At 63.5% G+C, this 20,773-nt stretch carries 21 protein-coding genes; 6 read left to right on the top strand and 15 right to left on the bottom strand.

Features of this window, described 5'->3' with window-relative positions:
* The first annotated feature begins 2 nt into the window (after nucleotides 1–2).
* The 6 genes from AC2FMM_RS01290 to pdeM all read left to right on the top strand — a co-directional run bounded on the left by AC2FMM_RS01290 (nucleotide 3) and on the right by pdeM (nucleotide 6,607).
* The gene (locus AC2FMM_RS01290; RefSeq protein ID WP_496688409.1) at nucleotides 3–584 is read left to right on the top strand and encodes a tetratricopeptide repeat protein; all 582 of its coding nucleotides are present in this window, start codon (nucleotides 3–5) and stop codon (nucleotides 582–584) included.
* A gap of 29 nt (nucleotides 585–613) precedes the next feature.
* Nucleotides 614–1,465, top strand: a complete 852-nt coding sequence (locus tag AC2FMM_RS01285; protein WP_496688407.1) for a tetratricopeptide repeat protein — start codon at nucleotides 614–616, stop codon at nucleotides 1,463–1,465.
* Between the two features lie 3 nt (nucleotides 1,466–1,468).
* Nucleotides 1,469–2,014: a prepilin peptidase gene (locus AC2FMM_RS01280; RefSeq protein WP_496681390.1), complete on the top strand. Its 546-nt coding sequence runs from the start codon at nucleotides 1,469–1,471 to the stop codon at nucleotides 2,012–2,014.
* A 118-nt stretch (nucleotides 2,015–2,132) separates the two neighbouring features.
* Entirely contained in the window at nucleotides 2,133–3,440 is a 1,308-nt protein-coding gene (locus AC2FMM_RS01275; protein WP_496795579.1) for a DUF8689 domain-containing protein, read from the top strand.
* A gap of 52 nt (nucleotides 3,441–3,492) precedes the next feature.
* Nucleotides 3,493–5,901 carry a ligase-associated DNA damage response DEXH box helicase gene (locus AC2FMM_RS01270; RefSeq protein ID WP_496795578.1) on the top strand — a complete coding sequence of 803 codons (2,409 nt, stop codon included), beginning with the start codon at nucleotides 3,493–3,495 and terminating at the stop codon, nucleotides 5,899–5,901.
* 43 nt (nucleotides 5,902–5,944) lie between these two features.
* The gene (gene pdeM / locus AC2FMM_RS01265) at nucleotides 5,945–6,607 is read left to right on the top strand and encodes a ligase-associated DNA damage response endonuclease PdeM (protein ID WP_496795577.1); all 663 of its coding nucleotides are present in this window, start codon (nucleotides 5,945–5,947) and stop codon (nucleotides 6,605–6,607) included.
* A gap of 4 nt (nucleotides 6,608–6,611) precedes the next feature.
* On the opposite strand, the gene AC2FMM_RS01260 is transcribed toward pdeM, so the two are convergent.
* From AC2FMM_RS01260 to AC2FMM_RS01190, 15 genes are all read right to left on the bottom strand, one after another.
* A complete protein-coding gene (locus tag AC2FMM_RS01260; RefSeq protein WP_496795576.1) occupies nucleotides 6,612–7,355 on the bottom strand; it encodes a LytTR family DNA-binding domain-containing protein in 744 nt (247 codons plus the stop codon).
* A gap of 224 nt (nucleotides 7,356–7,579) precedes the next feature.
* The gene (gene folD / locus AC2FMM_RS01255) at nucleotides 7,580–8,470 is read right to left on the bottom strand and encodes a bifunctional methylenetetrahydrofolate dehydrogenase/methenyltetrahydrofolate cyclohydrolase FolD (protein ID WP_496688397.1); all 891 of its coding nucleotides are present in this window, start codon (nucleotides 8,468–8,470) and stop codon (nucleotides 7,580–7,582) included.
* Nucleotides 8,471–8,525: 55 nt separating this feature from the next.
* Nucleotides 8,526–8,831 carry a chorismate mutase gene (locus tag AC2FMM_RS01250; RefSeq protein ID WP_496795575.1) on the bottom strand — a complete coding sequence of 102 codons (306 nt, stop codon included), beginning with the start codon at nucleotides 8,829–8,831 and terminating at the stop codon, nucleotides 8,526–8,528.
* A 57-nt stretch (nucleotides 8,832–8,888) separates the two neighbouring features.
* Complete coding sequence (locus tag AC2FMM_RS01245; RefSeq protein WP_496681371.1) at nucleotides 8,889–10,565, bottom strand: formate--tetrahydrofolate ligase; 1,677 nt, start codon at nucleotides 10,563–10,565, stop codon at nucleotides 8,889–8,891.
* Between the two features lie 165 nt (nucleotides 10,566–10,730).
* Complete coding sequence (locus AC2FMM_RS01240; RefSeq protein ID WP_496795574.1) at nucleotides 10,731–11,306, bottom strand: MOSC domain-containing protein; 576 nt, start codon at nucleotides 11,304–11,306, stop codon at nucleotides 10,731–10,733.
* 95 nt (nucleotides 11,307–11,401) lie between these two features.
* The gene (gene ftsH, locus AC2FMM_RS01235) at nucleotides 11,402–13,318 is read right to left on the bottom strand and encodes an ATP-dependent zinc metalloprotease FtsH (RefSeq protein WP_496681367.1); all 1,917 of its coding nucleotides are present in this window, start codon (nucleotides 13,316–13,318) and stop codon (nucleotides 11,402–11,404) included.
* Between the two features lie 76 nt (nucleotides 13,319–13,394).
* Nucleotides 13,395–14,648 carry a tRNA lysidine(34) synthetase TilS gene (tilS, locus tag AC2FMM_RS01230; RefSeq protein ID WP_496795573.1) on the bottom strand — a complete coding sequence of 418 codons (1,254 nt, stop codon included), beginning with the start codon at nucleotides 14,646–14,648 and terminating at the stop codon, nucleotides 13,395–13,397.
* The gene (gene ybgF / locus AC2FMM_RS01225; protein WP_496795572.1) at nucleotides 14,645–15,469 is read right to left on the bottom strand and encodes a tol-pal system protein YbgF; all 825 of its coding nucleotides are present in this window, start codon (nucleotides 15,467–15,469) and stop codon (nucleotides 14,645–14,647) included. Before ybgF ends, tilS begins: the two co-directional genes overlap by 4 nt.
* Before the next feature lie 4 nt (nucleotides 15,470–15,473).
* A complete protein-coding gene (pal, locus tag AC2FMM_RS01220) occupies nucleotides 15,474–15,974 on the bottom strand; it encodes a peptidoglycan-associated lipoprotein Pal (protein ID WP_496795571.1) in 501 nt (166 codons plus the stop codon).
* An 89-nt stretch (nucleotides 15,975–16,063) separates the two neighbouring features.
* Nucleotides 16,064–17,383 carry a Tol-Pal system beta propeller repeat protein TolB gene (tolB, locus tag AC2FMM_RS01215; RefSeq protein ID WP_496681360.1) on the bottom strand — a complete coding sequence of 440 codons (1,320 nt, stop codon included), beginning with the start codon at nucleotides 17,381–17,383 and terminating at the stop codon, nucleotides 16,064–16,066.
* Nucleotides 17,380–18,471, bottom strand: a complete 1,092-nt coding sequence (gene tolA, locus AC2FMM_RS01210; protein WP_496743486.1) for a cell envelope integrity protein TolA — start codon at nucleotides 18,469–18,471, stop codon at nucleotides 17,380–17,382. Before tolA ends, tolB begins: the two co-directional genes overlap by 4 nt.
* A 9-nt stretch (nucleotides 18,472–18,480) precedes the next feature.
* Complete coding sequence (gene tolR / locus AC2FMM_RS01205) at nucleotides 18,481–18,957, bottom strand: protein TolR (RefSeq protein ID WP_496795570.1); 477 nt, start codon at nucleotides 18,955–18,957, stop codon at nucleotides 18,481–18,483.
* A 1-nt stretch (nucleotide 18,958) separates the two neighbouring features.
* Entirely contained in the window at nucleotides 18,959–19,654 is a 696-nt protein-coding gene (tolQ, locus tag AC2FMM_RS01200) for a protein TolQ (RefSeq protein WP_496681354.1), read from the bottom strand.
* 109 nt (nucleotides 19,655–19,763) lie between these two features.
* Nucleotides 19,764–20,147, bottom strand: a complete 384-nt coding sequence (gene ybgC / locus AC2FMM_RS01195; protein WP_496795569.1) for a tol-pal system-associated acyl-CoA thioesterase — start codon at nucleotides 20,145–20,147, stop codon at nucleotides 19,764–19,766.
* Nucleotides 20,144–20,767, bottom strand: a complete 624-nt coding sequence (locus tag AC2FMM_RS01190; RefSeq protein ID WP_496711354.1) for a hypothetical protein — start codon at nucleotides 20,765–20,767, stop codon at nucleotides 20,144–20,146. Before AC2FMM_RS01190 ends, ybgC begins: the two co-directional genes overlap by 4 nt.
* Nucleotides 20,768–20,773 lie beyond the last annotated feature (6 nt).

Below are 20,773 nucleotides of genomic sequence, written 5' to 3'. Positions count from 1 at the left end.
GGATGCAGACGTCGCTGCTTCGCGTCACAAGAACAGGGATTTTCATCCTGACAACCACCGCGGCCGCATCCGCGGTGGTTTCGTGTACCGAGACAGGCCTGACCCAAGGCCCCTACCCCCCGGGGATCGACCCCAAGGGCGGCCCGGTCGACGAAGTTGCCGTCGGCAACCGCCTGATGGCCGCCGGAGAATACGAACTGGCGCTGGAGTCTTTCACCCGCGCGGCGCTGGTCGAAGGGATGACCGCCGAGATCCTGACCTCGATCGGCACCGCCAATCTTGGGCTCAGGCGTCTTGGCCAGGCGGAACCGCTGTTGCGCGAAGCCGTGGAGAAAGACCCGGAATGGCCGATCGCCTGGAACAATCTGGGCGTGTTGCTGATGGAAACCGGTGAATATGCCGAAGCCTCGCAGGTGTTCCAACGGGCCTATGCGCTGGACAATGGCGAAAGTGACGCAATCCGGGACAATCTGCGCTTGGCACTCGCAAAAATGGAAAATCCTGTTAATAATACTACGCAAGAACAAGAATTCCGGCTTGAGCAACAAGGGGATGGGGCATTCCTGTTGCGCAGGAACCGATAACAGAGGCACGAGCAGCAAGGGACGCAAAAATGCGCCACAGCTTTCTGATTCCCACAGTCGCGGCATGCGGGCTGATCTTGACGGCCTGCGCCAAGGAAACCGAGCAGGAAAAGGTCGAACGCACGTTCCAGGAAGTGAACGTCATCGACGAGACCAACCTGAACGACGTGATGTTGAATGCGTCGAACCCGGACGAGGCCGTCACCTATTTCCAGGGCGCCGCCAGCAAGAACCCCGACCGGATCGACCTGCAGCGTGGCCTGGCCATTTCTCTGGTTCGCGCCAAACGCAGCACCGAAGCCGCGGTCGCGTGGAAACGCGTGACCACGATGCCCGGTGCCACCAGCGCCGACAGGGTGGAATATGCGGATGCGCTGGTCCGCAGCGGAAACTGGAAAGATGCCAAGGCAGTCCTTGATTCCGTGCCGCCGACGCACGAGACTTTTAAGCGATACCGCCTCGAAGCCTTGGTCGCCGATGCCAACAAGGATTGGAAACGCGCCGATCATTTCTATGAGACTGCCGTGGGTCTGACGACCCGACCGGCCGGTGTCATGAACAATTGGGGGTATTCCAAACTGAGCCGCGGCCAGTATGCCGAAGCCGAGCGGCTGTTCACCGAGGCCATCCGCCAGGACAAAAACCTGTTCACCGCCAAGAACAATTTGGTCTTGGCCCGAGCCGCACAGGGCAACTATTCCATGCCCGTGATTCCCATGACCCAGGCTGAACGGGCCGAGTTGTTGAACACGATGGCGATCTCGGCCGTCAAGCGCGGCGACGTGAACCTGGCAAAGAACCTGTTCCGCGAGGCCATCGCGACGCACCCGCAGTATTTCGACGAGGCGGTGCGATCGTTGCGCGCACTCGAGGAAGCCTGATAGATGACCATCCCTTCTGCCGCGGCACTGTGGTTCTTGCCCTTTGTCCTGCCCATTTGCCTGTATGTCGCCTTTACCGACATGCGTGAGATGCGCATCAAGAACCACGCGGTCGTCGCCTTGGCGGCCGTGTTCGCGGTGGTGGGCCTGATCGCGGTTCCACCCTGGTCGGGCGATTGGCTGCCCGGAACGCTCGGCCCGCTGTCCTTTTCGCTGCCGGTCTACGCCTGGCAGTTGTATCACCTGATCGTGGTCCTGTTTCTTGGCATCCTGCTGAACGCCGCAGGCGTCATGGGGGCCGGTGACGCCAAATTCTGCGCCGCCGCCGCCCCCTATGTTTGGTTGGGCGACCTTCTGTCGGTTGCCGCCATCCTGATGGCCACGGTCTTGGCAGCGTTCACGACCCACCGACTGGCGAAACATACCGGCTTGCGCCGGTTCGCGCCAGAATGGAAAAGCTGGGACCAGGGCAACAAATTTCCTATGGGTCTGGCGCTTGCCGGGGCTCTGGCCATCTACCTAATTCTCGGCGCCATTTACGGTTCTTAAACCATCTTTCCTGCGCCGCGCCCGCGCCATGGTGCTGCCACAAAGCTGCGCCAGATTTTCCACATCCGCCCCTTAACGGGGGACTATCGTGTGACATTTTGATGGACGAGCAGCGCTCATGAATATGCAGACCACTTCCGTGATGGCCCCCCCTTCCCCGAAAGGGCTGGAGGAAATGCAGCTTCCGCTGGTGATGATGCGGGACATCCTTCTCAAGACCATCTTCCGCAAGAACGTCGACACGGTCACACAGATTTCCCAGGCGGTCTGCTTGCCGGCATCGGTCACGCAGGAACTGGTCGATATCGCCCGCGAACAAAAACTGCTCGAGGCGACCGGCACGCTGAACGCCAACAGCGGAAACGAGATGGGCTATCAACTGACCGGTGCCGGCAAGGCGCGGGCGCTGGATGCGCTGAGCCAGTCCGAGTATTTCGGCGCTATGCCCGTGCCGCTGGATGTCTATCGCGAACAGGTCAAGCGCCAGTCGATCCGCAACATCCAAGTCACCCGCGAGCAACTGACCAGCGCCATGGGTCATCTTGTCCTGCCCGACAGCCTTCTGGACCATCTGGGGCCGGCGGTCAGCGCTGGCCGGTCGATCCTGATGTATGGTCCGCCGGGCAACGGTAAGTCCTCAATCTCGAACGGGATTCGCGATGCGTTGGGCGACAATGTTTATGTGCCGCGCGCGATCGAATATGCCGGCCAGGTGATTACCGTCTATGATCCGATCGTGCACAACGCGATCGAAGACGAACCCGACGACCCCAACAGCCTGCGCCGCCGCAAGCGGTTCGACTCGCGCTATGTCAAATGTGAACGCCCCACGGTGATCACGGGCGGTGAACTGTCGCTGAGCATGCTGGACTTGGTCTACAACCCTACGGCACGCACCTATCAGGCGCCGCTGCAGCTGAAATCGACCGGCGGCATCTTCATCGTGGACGACCTTGGCCGCCAGGCCGAGCCGCCGCAGGCCCTGATCAACCGGTGGATCGTTCCGCTGGAAGAAGGCAAGGACATTCTGGGTCTTCAGTCTGGTGAAAAGTTCGAGGTGCCCTTCGACACGCTGGTCATCTTCTCGACCAACTTTCACCCCAACGAGATCTTCGACCAGGCCGCGCTGCGCCGGATCTTCTTCAAGATCAAAATTGACGGCCCGAACCAGGAAAACTTCCTGAAGATCTTTGCCATGGTCGCCCGCAAGCGCGGAATGCCGCTGGACGAGGCCGCGCTGGTGCATCTGTTGAAGGTCAAATACCCGACCATCAACAATGTCTATGCGAACTATCAGCCGATCTTCCTGATCGACCAGATGATCTCGATCTGCGAGTTCGAGGGCATCCCCTATCAGATGAGCCCCGAATTGATCGACCGCGCCTGGGCGAACATGTTCGTCAAGGACGAGAAAATCGTCAAATAAGACGATCCCAAACCGCATTCCGCTTTGACACCGGGCGGGCTAGTCTGCGTCCATGACGCAGACTCCCGCCCGAATAGACGCCTGGTTCTCTGCCAGGGAATGGTCCCTCCACCCGCACCAACAGGCCATGATCGACAGGGCGCAGGCCCCGGCGACGCTGTTGATCGCGCCCACGGGCGGCGGCAAGACGATGGCTGGGTTCCTACCCTCGCTGATCGAACTGGCTGATGGGTATGAGGGGCTGCACACGATCTATGTCTCGCCTCTCAAGGCGCTGGCCGCCGACATCAAACGCAACCTGCGCGGCCCGGCCGATGAGATGGGGTTGCCGATCCGGGTCGAAGACCGCACCGGCGACACCACCCCCACCCAGAGGAAACGCCAGCGCGTGGACCCGCCGCATATCCTGCTGACGACCCCGGAAAGCCTGGCGCTGCTGACGTCCTACGAGGATGCGCCCCGCATGTTCCGGGGCGTCCAGCGCGTGATCGTGGACGAGATACATGCGCTGGCCGACAGCAAGCGGGGCGACCAGTTGATGCTGGCCCTGGCCCGCCTTCAGACGCTGTGTCCCAATCTGCGGCGCGTGGGCCTGTCGGCCACAGTCGAGGACCCGAACGCCATCGCGCGCTTTCTGGCCCGCCACCCCGACCCTTGCAACATCGTTATGGCAGACCCCGGCCCCGACCCCGATATCGCCATGTTGCAAACGGCCGAAATGCCGCCGTGGGCCGGGGGCGGCGCGGCCTATGCCATCCCGGCGGTGCTGGAGCAGGTCCGGCAGCACAAGACGACGCTGATCTTCCACAATACCCGCGCCCAGGCCGAGATCTTCTTTCACAACCTGTGGCTGGCCAATGACGAAGGCCTGCCCATCGGCATCCACCACGGCAGCCTCGACCGGCAACAGCGCGAACGGGTCGAAGCGGCGATGGTCCGTGGAGACCTGCGCGCCATCGTCTGCACCGGCAGCCTCGATCTGGGGATCGACTGGGGCGACGTGGATCTTGTGATCCAGATCGGCGCCCCCAAAAACGTCAAGCGCCTGGTCCAGCGGATCGGGCGGGCCAACCACCGCTACAACGCGCCGTCCAAGGCTCTGCTGGTGCCTGCAAACCGGTTCGAGGTGGTCGAATGTGTTGCCGCGCTGGAGGCCGCGCGCGAACACGACCTGGACGGCGAGCCGCGCGGCTCCGGCCCGCGTGACGTATTGTGCCAACACATCCTGATCGCCGCCTGCGCCGGGCCGTTCGATGCCGATGCCCTGTATGCCGAGGTCACCTCGGCCGGGCCCTATGCCGATCTGTCCCGCGCGGCCTTCGATGCCTGTCTGGAGTTCTGCGCCACCGGTGGCTATGCGCTGCGGGCCTATGACCGCTGGCAGCGCCTGCAACAGCGCCCCGACGGGCTGTGGCAGCTGCGCGACCCTCGCGCGGCGCAACGCATCCGCATGAACCTGGGCACGATCCAGGACAGCGATACCCTGAAGGTCAGGCTGAAGCGCAACCGGGGCGGCAAACCCTTGGGCGAGGTCGAAGAGGCCTTTGCCGCATCGCTGACCCCCGGCGACACCTTCCTGATCGGCGGTCAGATCGTGCGCTATGAAGGACTGCGCGAAACGGTTGTCGAAGTCACGCGCCGTGCGGACAAAAAGCCCAAGGTCGCCACCTTCTCAGGCACCAAGTTCGCCACCTCGACTCAGCTGAGCGATCGCATCCTGCGGATGTTCGCACAGCCCGACTGGCCGCAACTGCCCGAACATACGGGTGAATGGCTGGATCTGCAGCGTCGGATGTCGCGGCTGCCCGAGCGTGACCGGCTGTTGATCGAGAGCTTTCCAAATGACGGCCGCGAAAACCTGTGCGTTTACGGCTTTGCCGGACGCAACGCACAACAGACGCTGGGCCTGCTGCTGACCAAACGGATGGAGGAAACCGGGCTGGCCCCGCTGGGCTTTGTCGCGACCGACTATGCCACGCTGATCTGGGGCCTGGACGCGGTGACCGACCCCAGCCCCCTGTTCCAGATCGAGGCCCTACGCGACGGGTTGGACAATTGGCTGGCGGGCAATGCGGTGATGAAACGGACCTTCCGCGCCTCGGCCACCATCGCCGGGTTGATCGAGCGCAATACAGGTGGCCAACGCAAAAGCGGGCGGCAGGCGACCTTTTCGTCGGACATCCTGTACGACACGCTGCTGAAATACGACCCCGACCACCTGCTGATGCAGATCACCCGCGAAGAAGCCATGCGCGGGCTGGTCGATTTCGGACGGATCGAGGCGATGATCGCGCGTATCGGCGACCGGATCGACCTGGTCCGGCTGGATCGGGTGTCACCGCTGGCGGCGCCGTTGCTGCTCGAGGTGGGAAAGGTTCCGGTCAAGGGCGCGGCCGAAGAACGGCTTCTGGCCGAAGAAAGCGCCCGCCTGCTGGCGGCCGCGGGTCTGTCGCCGGACTGAGAATCAGGTTGAAAATACGCGCGGATCAGGCAAGGACCGGACCATGAACAGCCTCGCGTTCTCGTTTTCCGGCGTGCGCCTGCACGCCCTCGGCTCGGGTGCCTTGTGGTGGCCCGATCATGACCTGCTGTGCGTGTCGGACCTGCATCTGGGGAAATCGGCCCGCATGGCACGGCGGGGCGGCCCAACCCTGCCCCCCTATGACACCCGCGACACGCTGACGCGCCTGACCGCTGACTTGGAGCGGACCGGGGCCAAGACCGTGATCTGCCTTGGAGACAGCTTCGACGACATTGAGGCCGCTGATACGCTGGATGAGGCGGACCGTCTGCGGATCTCGACCCTGCAGGCCGGCCGCCTGTGGATCTGGATCGAGGGCAATCACGATCCGGGGCCCGTGTCCCTGAGCGGCGCCCACCTGGCCGAGTGGCGCCGCGCGCCGTTGGTATTTCGCCACATCGCCCAAAACGATGCGCAGCGCGAAGTCTCGGGTCACTATCACCCCAAGGTGCGGCTGCGGGCCCGGGGCCGTTTGATCACACGTCCGGCGTTTCTCTTCGACGATCAGCGGCTGATTCTTCCGGCCTATGGCACCTATACCGGAGGGCTGCGCAGCAGTGATGCCGCTTTGTCCGGCTTGATGGGGCCCGAGGCGCGCGCGATCCTGACCGGGGTGCAGCCGCGCCTCACCGCCATGCCGCGGTGACCGGTCAGACCAGACCGGCTTCTTCCAGATTCGGTTTGTATTTCCGGCTGACCGGGACAAGATCGCCATTGCAAAGGCGCAGGAACAGCTTGCCACCGGCTTTCTCGACACCCTCGACCGCCGCCTCGGTCACCCAATGAGACCTGTGCGCACAATGGCCGATGACCGGGTCCATTTCGTCTATGGCATCGCTCAGGCGAAGACGCACGGTGTAGACCCCCTGCGTCGTCACGACGTCGACGTGGTGACCCCGAGCGCTGAGCCGAACAATGTCGCCCGAGAAATCCTCGGGCAGGCGCCGAACCAGACGCGGGCATTCCATGGGCCGCTGCTCGGCAGAGTCATTCCGGATGCTTTTGGACACCAGAACAAGGCCTGTTCCCAACAACACCCCATAGGCACCGACCGCGCCGAATCCCGGAGACTGGTAGCCGCAAGCCGTAAAAAGGAGCACGGTGAAGGCCCAGAACACCGGCGTAAAAAACAACATGATCATCAGCGCGACGGCAAAGTCGCGCGTCGTCATTCCCAAATGCCCAAAACGCCGCAAGGCGAATTTTCGCCCACTTCTGACCGCCAGAATCGCCAGAGCCATGAGTCCGGTCCAAAACGCCAACCGCAGAGGGTAGGACAATTCCAGTTCGTTGAACGGATTGACCGTGTAGGCCAACAACGGAACAAAGACAAAACCAGCCACAAGCCGTTGCGGCGTGCACTCGGCCCCGATACCGCGCAACATCGACGTCATTCCAACTCACCACCCCACCCCGATCCCACACCGTTCAGGCCAGGGCTGCCGGGCGCCTTCACCTTTCAACACTCTGATAAGATGGAATTATCATGAAAACGACCGGCATCCAATACGATCGGTCGCCAGTAAACTATTCGTGTGCAATCCGAGCAGTCAGGCTGGCCGGCCATTGCGTCCAGCCGGTCGCCAGGTTGCGGCCATGCTCTGGCCGCAACCTGTGGTCATGCGGTCAGACCTTCGGGCTCGGGCAGACCATTTTCCCGGCAGCAGGCCGTCAGGGTATTCGCCAGCAGGCAGGCGATCGTCATCGGTCCGACACCGCCCGGAACGGGGGTAATCGCACCTGCCCGTTCGGCCGCACTTGCATAGTCTACATCCCCGACCAGCTTGGTCTTGCCATCGCGCTCGATCCTGTTGATGCCCACGTCGATCACAGTTGCGCCCTCCTTGATCCAGTCTCCGGGCACCATCTCGGGGCGGCCCACGGCGGCCACGACGATATCGGCACTGCGCACCACGTCGGGCAGGTTCTTGGTACGGCTGTGCGCGATGGTCACGGTGCAGCTGTCGCCCAGCAGCAGTTGCGCCATCGGCTTGCCCACGATGTTCGACCGACCGATCACCACCGCATCCAAGCCGGACAGCGAGCCATGATGATCCCGCAGCATCATGAGGCAGCCCAGCGGGGTGCAGGGCACCATGGCCTTCTGCCCGGTGGCCAGCAGGCCCACGTTCGAAATGTGGAACCCATCCACATCCTTGGCGGGGTTGATCGCATTGATAACCAGGTCTTCATTCAGATGCTTGGGCAACGGCAACTGCACCAGGATACCATGCACCGCCGGATCGTTGTTCAGCTTGTCGATCAACGCCAGCAGGTCCTGTTCGGAGGTATCGGCGTCCAGCTTGTGCTCGTACGAGTTCATGCCGACCTCGACGGTCTGCTTGCCCTTCGAGCGGACATAGACCTGGCTGGCGGGGTCCTCGCCCACCAGCACCACGGCCAGACCGGGCGTGATGCCGTGTTCCTCTTTCAGCTTCGCGACCTTGTCGGCCACCTGCGCGCGCACCTTTGCTGCAAACGCCTTGCCGTCGATAACCTGGGCTACCATCCCTCGATCCCTTCTGTTCAAACACCGGGCCGGGCGCATGCGGCGCCCGGTTCGTTCAGTTCGGGCCAAGCACACGCTCTTCGCGCGCGATCGACCAATCTATCAGGATGCGCCACAGCCTTTCGGCAAGATCGGGGTCCAGGCCCAAATCGACCGAGTTCGAACGCACCTTTTGCACCACGTCTTCGACACGCTCAGGGATTCGGGCCGGAAGGCCCTCGCCCGGCTTCAGCTCGGACGCGCGGTCGATATAGGTTGCGCGCGTCACCAGCAACTCGATCAGCTGACGGTCCAGCTTGTCGATCTGATTCCGCAGTTCCTGCATGGTTCTACAGTCCTGCGACGGTGTCAGAGTGGACATCGCAATCTCCTCATGGCCCGGGGATTCCCCGGACCACGAGATGTCTTATTCGGCGGCTTAGAACAAGCCCTCGATCTGGCCTGCGTCATTGAGTCGGATCGTCTCGGCCGCCGGTTTGCGGGGCAGGCCGGGCATGGTCATGATCTCTCCGCACACCACCACGATAAAGCCAGCACCGGCGCTCAGGCGTACTTCGCGCACCGGAACCGAATGACCGGTGGGTGCCCCGCGCAACGCCGGATCGGTCGAGAAGGAATACTGGGTCTTGGCCATGCAGACCGGAAGGTTGCCGTATCCGGCGGCTTCCCATTCCTTCAGCTGGTTGCGGATCTTGGCATCGGCCAGCACCTCGTCGGCGCGGTAGATACGCTTGGCTATGGTCTCGATCTTTTCGAACAGCGGCATCTCGTCGGGGTAGATCGGCGCAAAATTCGCGGTGCCGGCATCAGCCAGTTCCACGACCTTGCGGGCCAGATCCTCGGACCCTTCCGAGCCCAGCTCCCAATGGCGCGACAGAACCGCCTCAACCCCATGCTCGGCGCAATAATCCTTGACCGCCTGAACCTCGGCATCGGTATCGGTGACGAAGTGGTTGATCGCGACGACGACCGGCACACCGAAGGATTTCACGTTCTCGATGTGGCGGCCCAGGTTGGCACAGCCCGACTGTACAGCCGCGACGTTTTCGGCGCCCAGATCGGCCTTGGCCACGCCGCCATTCATCTTCATCGCACGCACCGTGGCCACGATCACCACCGCCGACGGCGCGATGCCCGCCTTGCGGCACTTGATGTTCATGAACTTCTCGGCGCCCAGATCGGCCCCGAAACCGGCCTCGGTCACGACATAGTCGGCCACCTTCAGCGCGGTCTTGGTTGCAATGACCGAGTTGCAGCCATGCGCGATGTTGGCGAACGGGCCGCCATGCACGAAGGCCGGATTGTTTTCCAGCGTCTGCACCAGGTTGGGCTGCATCGCGTCCTTCAGCAGAACGGTCATCGCGCCCTCGGCCTTGATGTCGCGGCAATAGACCGGCGACTTGTCGCGGCGATAGGCCACAATGATGTCGCCCAGACGCTTTTCCAGATCCTTCAGGTCGTTGGCCAGGCACAGAATCGCCATCACCTCGGAGGCCACGGTGATGTCGAACCCACCTTCGCGCGGGAAGCCATTGGCCACACCACCCAACGAGCAGGTGATCTGGCGCAGGGCGCGGTCGTTCATGTCGACCACGCGGCGCCAGGCAACGCGGCGCACGTCGATTTCCTGCTCGTTGCCCCAATAGATGTGGTTGTCGATCATCGCCGACAGCAGCGAGTGCGCCGAGGTGATCGCGTGGAAGTCGCCCGTGAAATGCAGGTTCATCTCTTCCATCGGAACGACCTGCGCATAGCCGCCGCCCGCAGCGCCGCCCTTCATGCCGAAGTTCGGGCCCAGCGAGGCCTCGCGGATGCAGATCATCGCATTCTTGCCGATGCGGTTCAGGCCGTCGCCCAGGCCGACGGTGGTGGTGGTCTTGCCCTCGCCCGCCGGGGTCGGGTTGATCGCGGTCACCAAGATCAGCTTGCCGTCCTCGCGGTCCTGAACCGAGTTGATAAAGCTTTGGCTAACCTTTGCCTTGTCGTGGCCATAGGGCAGCAGATCGTCGCTGGAGATGCCCAGCTTGGCCCCTATCTCCTGGATCGGCAGCTTTTTCGCCTCTCTCGCGATTTCAATGTCGGATTTGTAGCTCATTGGGCAAGGTCCCTGATTGAATTCCGTGCAAAACCGACGCCAAGCGCCGGTGCTGTTCAACCCATACCGTCGTGCTCTGCGGGAATGGATGTGGATTCCGACATTTTCGAGCCGCGAAACGGCGTTGTCACCGTTCAGCGGTTTCGAATGGGAAACGCTTGCGCGTCAGGGCGACCAGGGGCGCTGATCGGGAACAAACAGGGTCAGGGTGTCGCCCAGCGTCACGGCCCCCGGTCGTTCGACCCAGGCCGTCACCCCGCGCCGCCCTTGTGCGGCTGGCTTGAACCCAGCGCCATGGCCGGGCGCGTCAGCCTCGATCTCGCGGCCAGGCAGCACGCAGGGGCGGTTTTCCATGTCGATGGTCAGTGTCATCCCGCCGCTGGCCTGCAGGCGAGAGGATGGCGGGACATGGGTAAAATCCGGAATCCCCTGCACAACGACGCTGGCCCCCAGCAGACCCGGGTCCAAGCTGTCGATACCCATTTCGTCGGCGATATCGGCCAGTTCCTCGGCCGACAGGATCGTCAGCTGGCGCACGTTGCGGATCTCCGTGCCCCGTGGATACAGATTGCCGACCCGCACGCAGGAAGGGCGATTGAGCCCTTCGTGGCGCGCACCGCTGTCGCCCGCGAAATCAAGGTCCAGACTGTCTACCGATCGGGCACGCAGAGACTCCCCGGCCGGGACATGCCCCAGCCAGACGACCGTAGCCTTGAAATCGGTTTCGCGCAAAACGGGCATGGGAATTTCCTTGTCTGACGATCTATCCGTCGCAGCCTGCGTCCCATTCCGGGAAAGGCAAGAAAAAACCCGGCGCGTGGGCCGGGTTTTTTGCGTCATGCAGTGGGTTCGGGCTCCATCCCGCCCTCGGGCGGAGATTTCTTGGGCTTGGTCTTCGGAATTGCCGTCACGCTGGCCGCGCCACCCTGATCGGGTGTACCGCTTTCGTCATCGCCTGCGTGCGGTGGCTCGCCCTTCATCACCCGCTTGATCTCGTCTCCGGTCAGGGTTTCGTATTCCAGAAGGCCCTGCGCCAGACGCTCCCATTCCTCGTGATGGTCGGTCAGGATCTGGTGCGCGCGCTCGTATCCCTGCTGGATCAGGCGCTTGACCTCTTCCTCGATCAACTCCTTGGTATGGGCCGAAACCGAGAACCCGGCGGTATTGCCCTGATAGCCCTCATGCGCCTCGGCATAGTCGATATTGCCGACCTTGTCGGACATGCCCCAGCGCATCACCATGGCCCGCGCCAGCTGGCTGGCCTGCATGATGTCGCCGGCCGGGCCGTTCGAGACGTGATCCTCGCCGTATTTGATGACTTCGGCGGCCTTGCCCGCCATGGTCATGGCCAGCTTCTGCTCGCACTCGTCTTTGTGATAGTTCAGCTGGTCCATCTCGGGCAGGCTGACCACCATGCCCAGCGCACCGCCGCGCGGAATGATCGTGGCCTTGTAGACCGGATCGCACAGCGGCAGGGTCATGCCGACAACGGCATGGCCTGCCTCGTGATAGGCGGTCTTTTCCTTCTGGTCCTGAGTCAACACCATCGAGCGGCGCTCGGCCCCCATCATCACCTTGTCCTTGGCGTTCTCGAAATCCTCCATGGTCACGAAACGCCGACCGACCCGCGCGGCCATCAAAGCCGCCTCGTTCACCAGGTTGGCAAGATCGGCGCCCGAGAACCCGGGTGTGCCGCGCGCGATGATGCGCAGATCGACATCCGGGCCAAGCGGCGTCTTGCGGGCATGCACCGCAAGGATCTTCTCGCGTCCTTTGATATCGGGATTACCGACGGTCACCTGACGGTCAAAGCGGCCCGGGCGCAGCAGCGCCGGGTCCAGCACGTCCTTGCGGTTGGTTGCGGCCAGGATGATGACGCCTTCGTTGGCCTCGAACCCGTCCATCTCGACCAGCAGCTGGTTCAGCGTCTGTTCGCGTTCGTCGTTGCCGCCGCCGTAACCGGCGCCACGGTGGCGACCCACGGCGTCGATCTCGTCGATGAAGACGATGCAAGGCGCGTTCTTCTTAGCCTGCTCGAACATGTCGCGCACGCGGGACGCGCCCACACCCACGAACATTTCCACAAAATCCGAACCCGAGATGGTGAAGAACGGCACGCCGGCCTCACCCGCAATCGCTCGGGCCAGCAGCGTCTTACCGGTACCCGGAGGGCCGACCAGCAGCGCGCCTTTGGGGATCTTGCCGCCAAGGCGCGAGAATTTCTGCGGGTTGCGCAGGAACTCGACGATCTCTTCCAGTTCTTCCTTGGCCTCGTCGATGCCCGCCACATCGTCAAAGGTCACGCGGCCATGCTTTTCGGTCAGCATCTTGGCCTTGGACTTGCCAAAGCCCATGGCACCGCCTTTGCCGCCACCCTGCATCCGGTTCATGAAATAGACCCAGACACCGATCAACAGGAGGAAGGGAAGCAGCGTGATCAGGAACGACTGGAAACCCGATTGCTGTTGCTTCTCTGCCCGAACCGGGATGTCTTTCTCGATCAGCAGCTTGGTGACCTCGGCATCACCGGGTTTGATCGTGACATAGTTGCCGCCGGACCCCGTGGTATAGCGGATCTGTTCCCCGTCCAGCGTCACGTTCTTGACGTCGCCCGCTTCGACGGCGCTGACGAAATCGGAATAGGTGCGTTCGTTGCTCTGAAGCGTTCCACCTGGACCGCTGAACAGGTTGAACAATGCAAGGATCAGCAGGAACAGAACGACCCAGAAGGCGATGTTGCGCGCGTTGCCCAAGAAATATCTCCCAAAAGACTTCGGCAGATCACAACCTGCCGTGTTGACCCTTAAAATAGAGATGATTGGCGCAGGTTCAATGCGATAAAAACGCGGCCTGAACCTGGGCCCGCGCGGGGACGATTTCAGCCATCCAGCCATTGGCCAGACCAGCCAGCGGCGCCGACAGCAGGTGATCGCCCCGCCAGACCGCGGGCGTCGAACTCAGCACGACCCGCGGCAATCCCTCGGCGCGCCAGTCCGGTAACTGCCTCAGTCCAACCTCTCCCAGCGCGCGCGTCTCGGCGCCGTAGGTGTCCGGCCCGCGCAGAATCCAGCGCCCATCCCAGAGGTCGCCCGGCCTGGCAACCTTCCCGAACACGGCGTTCAGCTCTCGGCAAATCCACGCAAATTTCCCGGACGGAACGATTTGGCATCCTCCGATCACAGCGGCTTGCCCTGCCGCAATCGCGGCCATCGCGCGCGCGACCGTGGCCTGACGCGGAGGGTAGTCTTCCCCCGCGATCCAACGCACGAACCCCACGACCAGCCGTCGCTGAACTTCTGGCGGAGCGGCGGCGAAGCCCGCCCGGTCCAACTGGATACTACCCGCGTGCTGGGTCGCGATGCTCTGGGCCATTTCCCGCGCATATCGTTGCATGGCTTGATCTGCCCGTCCCATGTTTTCAGCGACGCGCGCCAGAGTTTCGGCAGTGATCCCCAGTTCGGACAAGCCCGCCAGCGCCTGCCGGGCCTTGATCCGGTCGAACCGACGGTCCTGATTCGAAGGGTCCTCTGCCCAGCCGACCCCTTCCGTGTCCAGATAGGCGCGCAGATCGGCACGGGTGGCAAACAGCAAGGGCCGATACAGGGTGACGCCTCCCATGTCCCGCATCATGGGCATGGCCGACAGGCCGGTCACGCCAGCCGCGCGGGCAAGGCGCATCAGAACGGTTTCAGCCTGATCATCCGCCGTGTGCCCCAGGGCGATGGCCGCTATGCCCCGTTCCGCCGCCCAACCGCGCAGCAATTGATACCGCGCCCGCCGGGCCTGATCCTGCAGGTTGCCTGACCCGTCCCAATCCCTCCATTCCAGGATCGTGTGCGGGATATTCATCTGTTCGCACAGCGCAGCCACCCGGGCCGCTTCATCCCCGGCCTCGGGACGCAAGCCGTGGTCCACCGTGGCCGCGAACAGGCGGATGCCCTCACCCCCTGCGACGCGCGCCAGCAAATGTAACAGGGCGGTTGAATCGCTGCCGCCCGAAACCGCGACTCCCAGCCGAGGCGGCAAGGGGCTGGGCAGCCGCGTCCGAAGCCCGGAAAGAAGGCTCTCGGTGTCGCGGGTCAAGAGCAGTCCAGCGACGCCATTTCCTGCGACGCCGCGGAAACGAAACCCGAATCGGGAAAGCGCACCGAAACCTCGCCCAAGGTTATGCAGGCCTGTTCGACCTGTCCCAGACGGCCCAGCGCAGCGCCCAGTTCGTACAGGGCCTCGGGGGCTACGGGACCCTCGGATTCGACGGTAAAACTTGCCAGAAACGCCCGCGCGGCTTCACGCGTGTCCCCCAGCCCTTCCAACGCCTGACCGCGGCGCAGATTGGCCTCGGCGGCCAGCGGGCTGCCAGGATACTTGGCGTCGAATTGCGCCAGCAGGTCGGCGGCCGTCTGGAAATCACCATCGGCCAGGGCCTGCGCCGCCTCGTCGAAATCGGCCTGCTCGCCCACGGCAAGCTCGACCTGGCCGGCACCCTCTGCCATGTCCGGCGCCGGTGGGGTGACGATCGTCGCGGCGTCCTCGCCGCCAAGGGGCGCGGTCGGCTCGCCGCTGAACTCACAGCCCGGCTCCAGCTCGCAAAGCCGAAACTCGAGATCACCGATCCGGTTGGTGCCGTCGCTCACGATGTTCTGGATACGCTGGTTCAACTGCTCGGTCTGGCGGGTCAGCCGCTGCAATTCGGCCTCAATCGCATCAACCCGTTCCAGGATCGAGCTGCCGGACAGGTTCGGCGCGGGCGCGCCGGTGGTCGAAAACTCGCGCTTGAGCCGCTGGATTTCGACATGCAGCACGGTCAGCTCCTGCCGGATATCCGCCAGGGTCTGCTGATCCTGCGCCTGCGCCCCGGTGGCGACGGTCAGGGCCGCCGCCAGCACCAAACCTGCAACTTTCATACCTTCACCCCGCGGTCGAACCGGTCAGCACCGTCACCGCCCGGCGGTTCTTGGAGTAGCATTCCTCGGTGCTGCAAATCTCGATCGGGCGCTCTTTGCCATAACTGATGGTCTGCAGGCGGTTCCCGGCCACCCCGCGCGAAATCAGAAACTCGCGCGCGGCATTGGCCCGGCGGGCGCCCAGCGCCAGGTTGTATTCCCGCGTGCCCTGTTCGTCGGCATGGCCTTCGATGGTGGCGGTATAGTCGGTATTGGCCAGCAACCAGTCGGCCTGGCCCTGCAGAATGGTCTGTGCCTCAGGCGACAGCGTGGACTGATCGACCGCGAACAGAACCCGGTCACCGACCGCCTGCTGGAAATAGGCCGGCGAGCGCGGATCACTGGCCGATCCCGGCACCAGCGTCCCGGCCCCACCTGCCCCGCCCAGGGCCGACGGATCATTGTTGGTACAGGCGGTCACCAGCGCCAGCGCGCCCAGTGCCGCGATCTTGCTCAATACGTTCATTTCAATCGCCTCTGGTTCCATTTTGTTGTTTGACGCCTGTCTATCACAGCCAAGGTACCTTGTGAACGTCGGCATCATTGACAATCAGTTCATTTCAACAACGGCCCCCATGACGGATCGCTGCCCCCGTCCGGTGTGCGGACCGGGCGTAGGTTGCGCCCCGAGATGTCGACCGAATACAGCGTAGACCGCCCGCTGGCCCCCTGTGTTTCGCGGGTGAACATGATGACCCTGCCATTGGGCGACCAGGTCGGACCTTCATCCAGGAACGAGGCGGTCAGCAGACGCTCTTCGCTGCCGTCCACGCGCATCACGCCGATGTGGAAGCGGCCCTTGTTCTGCTTGGTGAAGGCAATCAGATCGCCCCGCGGCGACCAGACCGGTGTGCCATAGCGGCCCTGGCCAAAGCTTATGCGGGTCGCCTCGCCGCCATTGGCGGGCATCACATACAACTGAGGCTGGCCCGACCGATCACTTTCAAAGACGATCCGCGAACCGTCCGGCGAATAGCTTGGCGCGGTTTCGATGGCAGGCGTATTGGTCAGGCGTACGCTCTGCCCCGAGGCCAGATCCATCTTCCACAGGTCGGTATTGCCGCCCTGGGTCAGCGAATAGACGATCGAGCGACCGTCGGGCGAGAACCGCGGCGAAAAGCTCATGGTGCCGTCCTGCGTTTTCAGCTCCTGCTTTTTCACCCGGCCCACATCCAGCAGATAGATGCGCGGGCGGCCGCTTTCATAGCTGGTGTACAGCAGCCGGTCGCCCGCCGGTGAAAAGCGCGGCGCCAGAACGATGGCGGCACTGTCGGTCAGGTACTGCACATTGGCGCCGTCGTAGTCCATGATGGCCAACCGTTTGCGCCGCTGATCCTTGGGGCCGCTTTCCGACACATAGGCGACGCGGCTGTCGAAATAGCCACCCTCGCCCGTGATGCGGCTATAGACCTGATCGGCCACCTTGTGCGCCATCCGCCGCCATCCATCGATCGGGCCCGAAAACTGCAACCCGTTGCCCAGTTCCTGCCCCGAAAACACGTCCCACACCCGGAACCGCACCGTCAGGGTATTGCCCGAGAGGTTCACCGCGCCGGTCACCAGCGCGTCGGCGTTGATCGCCTTCCAGTCAGCGAACTGGATCGGGGCCTCGAAACTGCTGACCTGGCTGATGAAGGCCTCGGGCGCGATTTCGCGGAACAGGCCGGTGCCGGTCAGATCGGTGGCGACCACGCGGCTGATGTCGGTGGCATATTGCGTGGCGGCCGGGGTATCGGGCACGAAGTTCGGCACAGCGAAGGGCATCGGTTCGATGATGCCTTGATCCAGCTCCAGCCTCAGCGGCCCTGTCTGGGCAGACGCCGGGGCCGACAGCAAGGTCAGGCCGACAAGGAGGCTGGTCAGTAGTTTCATCATTTGATCCGCATCCTCTCGGGATTGAAGGTGATCTCAATATCCTTCCAATGCGCGTATTTGTCAGCAGGAAGGTCGTATCCTTTGGCACCACAGCGCAAAATCGCGCGTCGGGCGGCCTCGTATGCCTGTTTCGCGGCGCCCGCCGACCCGCCCGAGCTGTCCAGCATCCGCAGGCTGCCCGCAACGATCGTGCCGTCGCGGTTCAGCGAAAAGCCGACCACGACGACGGTTTGCAGGGCGTCGGTCGACAGGGACCCCACGTTCCAGCACCGCGAAACGGCCAGACGCATCGCGTCTTTCTCGCCGCTTGTCAGGGGCGGGCCGGCCGGTTCCTCGGCGGCACCCAGCGCCTCGGCCAGGGCATCGTTGATGGCGGCCTGATCCTGCGGGGCCGGCTCGGATGGTGTATTGGTCTCGGCCACCTCGGCCTGAGCGGTTGGTTGCGGCCGGCTGGGCCGTACCCGCGGGCGCGGCGAACGTTGGGGCGACAGGTCCTTGCCTTGTTCCGCTTCGGTCACGATCTGGTCGGTCGCCTCTTCAGGGGCGGTCTGATCCTGTTGTTCTTGCTGGGTCTCGGCGCCCTCATCCAATGAAACGGCCGGTGTTTCGATGTCATCGGGCTTGGCATCCGGCGGTGGCGGCGCGATGGGTTCCGGCGCGATCTTGTCGGCGGGGCGCGGCTGAGACTCGGGCAAGGCGGGCAAAACGGCCACCTCGGGTTCGGGCTCCGCCAGAACCGGGGGCTGTTCGATGATTTCCGGCTCGGGCGGTGCCTCGACGGGGACGGGCTGAGGCTCGGGGTCTGGTTCCGGCGGAGTCACGGTTTCGGGTCGCGGTGGTTCCTCATCAACCGGCTCAGGGAGCTGAGGCGCCGGGGGTTCTGCGTCCGGAGTTTCAAGCCCACCAGGCGCCACCGCCACCGCCGGAGCCTCCCGCTGTGCAGTCAGCGCCGCGAATTGCTCGGCCGAGATCACCGACACCTCCTGTACGGCCATCGGCAGGGGCTCGGAGCGGAAGGTGCCGCCGAACAAGGCCCAGCCGATCAGGGTGACGTGGGCAATCGCCGAAATCTTGGTGCCGGTATCCACCGCGCGGCCTCACTCTTGGCCTTCGTCCAGCGACGGTCCGCCGGTGTCGGTGACCAGGCCCACATTGGAAAAGCCTCCCGCGTTCAACGCGCCCATGACCTGCATGACCTGCGCATAGGGGATCGCGCCGTCGGCCCGCAGGAACACGCGGTCGCTGCTTCGCTCGGCCGCGATGGCGCGCAATTTGCCGACCAGTTCGTCACGCGCGACGTCCGTGGTCTGAATCTGCACCCGCCCATCCGCCGTCATGGTCACGGTCAGCGGTTCCTCGTTGTCGCCGGGCAAGGCGCTTGCCGCCGTCTTGGGCAGGTCGACCGGAACACCCACCGTCATCAGCGGGGCGGCAACCATGAAGATGATCAGCAGCACCAGCATCACGTCCACGAAGGGGGTGACGTTGATCTCCGCCATCGGCTGGGCACGGCCGCGGCGGCGTCCGCGGCGACGCCCGTTGCCGCCCGACGATTGCTGCATCGCCGCGCGCATGTCAGCTGTCCAACTGGCGTGACAGGATGGTCGCGAATTCGTCGGCGAATGCCTCGTATCCGCCGACGATGTGGTCGCTGTCCGCGCTCAGCTTGTTGTAGAAGATCACTGCCGGAATCGCCGCCAGCAGGCCCAAACCGGTGGCCAACAGCGCCTCGGCGATGCCCGGCGCCACGACGGCCAGATTGGTGTTCTGCTGCTCGGCGATTTCGATGAAGGCGTTCATGATGCCCCAGACCGTGCCGAACAGCCCGATGAAGGGCGCGGTGGACCCCACCGTGGCCAGGATCGGCAGGCCCTTGTTCAGCTTTTCGGCCTCTTTCGCGATGGCCACGTCCATCGACCGGTCGATACGGGCCGTGGCCCCCGCGATCAGCCCGCCGTCGTTGCGATGCGACCTGCGCCATTCGATCATCCCGGCCGCGAAGATCTTTTCCGATGCGCCATCGGGCTGCGGTCCGATCTGCTCGAACAATTCGTCCAGCGGATTGCCCGACCAGAAGGCCTGATCGAATGCCTCCGCCTCGCGCCGGGCCGCGCGATAGTTGATCAGCCGTTGAATGATGATCGACCACGACCAGAAGGATGCGACGACCAGCATCAGCATCACGACCTTGACGATGAATGTCGCGCGGGCAAACAGCCCCCACATGGAGAAATCGATCTCCTGCGCAAGCGCCAGCGTTTCAGCTTCCATGAACCTGCTCTTTGTTTTTGCCTGGCGGCCGTTGTTTGGCCTTGTTTTGCCGAACGCTAGCGCAGTTGCGTGCAAAATGCCATCAGAACCGCCGGGCCTTAGCAAATTGTTACATCAATGCGCGAATCTCTGCCGGCAACCGGATCGGCTTGCCGTCCTTGTTGATGCAGACGGCGGTGACGGTGGCGCGGAAGATCTCGGTGTCACCCCGATGGATCAGCTGTGCCATGGTCAGACGCACGCCCGAGATCGCGACGACCTCGGTCTCGACGATCAACTCGTCGTCGAACCTGGCCGAGGCAAGATAGTCGGCCTCGACGCGCCGCACGACCCAGACGACACCCGCCTCACGCATTGCGTTCTGGTCATTGCCCAGATTCCGGACCCAATCCGACCGGGCGCGCTCGATATAGCGCAGGTAGTTGGCGTGATAGACGACGCCTCCCATGTCGGTGTCCTCGTAATAGACGCGAATGGGAAAGACGTGTTTCATTGCGGACGCTCCATCCGGGCAAACAGGCGCAGCGCGTGCGAAGGGTCCTGCGCCACCGCCGGCAGAACCGGATCATAGGCGGCGCGGATCAGCCCGGCAATGTCGGGCCGAAGGATCGTCGTCTCGCCCGCCACGGCCAGGGGCGAGCGGTCGCGGAACGCCGTGTCGGACCACAGCAAAATGGTCTGAACGACCTGCGAAAGGGCCAGGGTTTCAGCCGGCACCTTCGACAACTCGCGATCCATCCGTAGAAAGACGAAAGCCGCTCGGATCGCACCGTCTTCGTCGAAGCGGAAAATCCGGTACTGGTTCGCCCCGGCGCCCTCCAGCCGCGCAACCAGCGAGACAAGATCGGGTATCAGACGATCCAGGTCTGGAACCTCGGGCAACTCGCTCCACTCGCGAAAGAAGAACACCATGCAGTTGGCACCCAGTTCGGGGTCGGTCTCGGCCATCTTGTGATCGGCCAGCGCAACCACCGCCTCGAACGCGCCTTTGACCGTGGCCAGGGTTTCATCCTCGACCCCGAACACGACAGGCACGATCGGACGGCCCCAGCGCGCAAACAGGAACGCGCCATCGGATCGGGTAAACAGCGCCTGGATCTCTTCGGGTGTCACGCCCTG

It is taken from the genome of Ruegeria sp. BHSC043, from assembly GCF_059612985.1.
This window is presented reverse-complemented; position numbering and strand designations above follow the sequence as displayed.